General features: G+C 63.8%; 2 protein-coding genes and 1 pseudogene. All 3 read left to right on the top strand.

What is annotated here, in order from left to right; genetic code table 11:
- Positions 1-341 (top strand): annotated as a pseudogene (locus EOA22_RS31640) (formylmethanofuran dehydrogenase subunit A); the annotation flags it as partial.
- On the top strand, positions 329-1,237 hold the full coding sequence (gene fhcD / locus EOA22_RS31635) for a formylmethanofuran--tetrahydromethanopterin N-formyltransferase (RefSeq protein WP_063167859.1): 909 nt from the start codon (positions 329-331) through the stop codon (positions 1,235-1,237). The pseudogene EOA22_RS31640 and the gene fhcD, both read left to right, overlap by 13 nt.
- Positions 1,234-2,043: a formylmethanofuran dehydrogenase subunit C gene (locus tag EOA22_RS31630; protein ID WP_063167860.1), complete on the top strand. Its 810-nt coding sequence runs from the start codon at positions 1,234-1,236 to the stop codon at positions 2,041-2,043. The genes fhcD and EOA22_RS31630 overlap by 4 nt, the downstream gene beginning before the upstream one ends.
- Positions 2,044-2,062 lie beyond the last annotated feature (19 nt).

The raw sequence follows: 2,062 nt of genomic DNA, 5'->3' as shown, positions 1-2,062 counted from the left end.
CGGCGCCAGCCAAGCTGCTCGGCTTGACGGATCGAGGCCATCTCGGCGCCGGCGCAACAGCCGACGTCGCTGTCTATCGCAGGGACCGCAGTATCGCCAAAATGCTCGGAGAGGCGGCGTATGTTTTCAAGGATGGCGATCTCGTCGTGCAAGACGGGGAAATCATCCATTACCGCTGGGGCAAGGCATTGAGGCTCAAGCCGCCTGTCGACAAGGCAATGGTGCGACGGCTCGAGGACTATCACCAGCAGCGCTACGGCCTGTCGCTGGACTGGTTTAATTTCCCGGATTCCGCGATTGCGCGCGAACAGCCATTCGGCGAGGTGCCATGCCGAACATGAGCATCAATGGCGTAACGATCGACGATACCTTCGCGGAAGCCTTCGGCATGCGCGCAACCGCCATCGTCATCACCGCGCCGAGCCGGAAATGGGCTCGCCAGGCGGCGATCACAATGACCGGCTTCGCCACCTCGGTGATCGGTTGCGGCTGCGAAGCGGCAATCGATCTCGACCTGCCGCCATCGGCCACACCGGATGGCCGGCCGGGCTGCCGCGTCATGATTTTCGCGATGGGAACGGACGAATTGCAGAAACAACTGCTCAATCGTGTCGGCCAGTGCGTTTTGACCTCGCCGGGTTCCGCCTGCTTTGCCGGGCTGCAGGGCAGCGCCGAGCTCAAGCTCGGTTCGGCACTGCGTTATTTCGGCGACGGCTGGCAAATCTCCAAGAAGATCGGCGACAGGCATTTCTGGCGTATTCCCGTCATGGATGGCGAGTTCCTGTGCGAAGCAACGACCGGACTGACGAAGGAAGCTGTCGGTGGCGGCAATTTCTTTGTCATGGCGCAAAGCAGCGCCAACGCTTTGGCCGCTGCCGAGGCCGCCGTCGGTGCGATCGGCATGGTGCCTGGCGCCATCGTGCCGTTTCCGGGCGGCATTGCCCGTTCGGGTTCCAAGATCGGTGGCAAATACAAAGGCATGATCGCCTCGGCCAACGAAGCCTACGCGCCGACACTGCGCGGCGTCGTCGCGAGTGAACTCGGTCCCGACATCAACGCCGTCCTGGAAATCGTCATCGATGGTGAGACCAATGATGCAGTTGCCGCCGCGATGAAGGCGGGCATCAAGGCTGTCATAGAGCTCGGACCGCAAAGAGGCGCGGTTCGGATCAGCGCCGGCAATTACGGCGGCAAGCTCGGGAAATTCATCTACTCGCTGAAGGATATGCTGCCATGAAGGCGCTGACCTTCACCCTGGTTGCCGAGCCGCCGGAGCGCCTTGACCTGTCGCCGCTGACGCCGGAGCGGCTGGCCGGGATCGAAAGGCGCGACGTCGAAAGAATCCAGATCGGCATGTCGAAGCTCGGATCGAAGGTGGGCGACATTTTTCGCGTCGCCGGCAGCGATCCGGCAAGCATCGTGTTCGAGGGCGGAAGCATGCGCCTTGACCTTGTGGCGCAAGGCATGCGGGGTGGGTCGGTTCGCCTCGTTGGCAATGCCGGCGCCCAGGCCGGGCGCGCCATGCGGGGTGGCAAGCTCACGATCGAAGGCAATGCGGGTCCATACGCCGGCTCCGGCATGCGCGGCGGCAGGCTTGAGATAACAGGCAATGCCGGCGACCACCTCGGTGCGCCGCTCGTCGGGGAACTGGCCGGCATGAACGGCGGTGTGTTGATCGTCAGGGGCAGAGCGGGCGCCTTCGCGGCGGACCGCATGCGGCGCGGCCTGGTCGCGGTGCTGAAAGGCTCCGGCGACCATGCCGGCAGCCGCATGATCGCCGGCACCTTGGTGGTGGCCGGTGGCACCGGTGAGATGCCTGGCTATCTGATGCGTCGCGGTTCGATCCTTCTCGATCGCGCGCCGGCACGCATGTCGCCGAGCTTCGTCGAATGCGGCGCGCCCGAGAGCGTTTTCGCCGCCATCATCGATCGTCATCTGATCGCCGAGGGCATTTTGAAACGGCCGCTTCTGGGGAGCGCACCGCGCAAATATGGCGGGGATAACGCAGTGCTCGGAATGGGCGATGTTCTTTTTCCGCGCTGAGATCCGTCGACACAGGAGC

It is taken from the genome of Mesorhizobium sp. M7A.F.Ca.US.014.04.1.1 (assembly GCF_003998745.1).
In the GTDB taxonomy this organism is placed as follows: domain Bacteria; phylum Pseudomonadota; class Alphaproteobacteria; order Rhizobiales; family Rhizobiaceae; genus Mesorhizobium; species Mesorhizobium ciceri.
The sequence above is the reverse complement of the archived record's forward strand: the minus strand, read 5'-3'. Positions and strand labels throughout refer to the sequence as shown.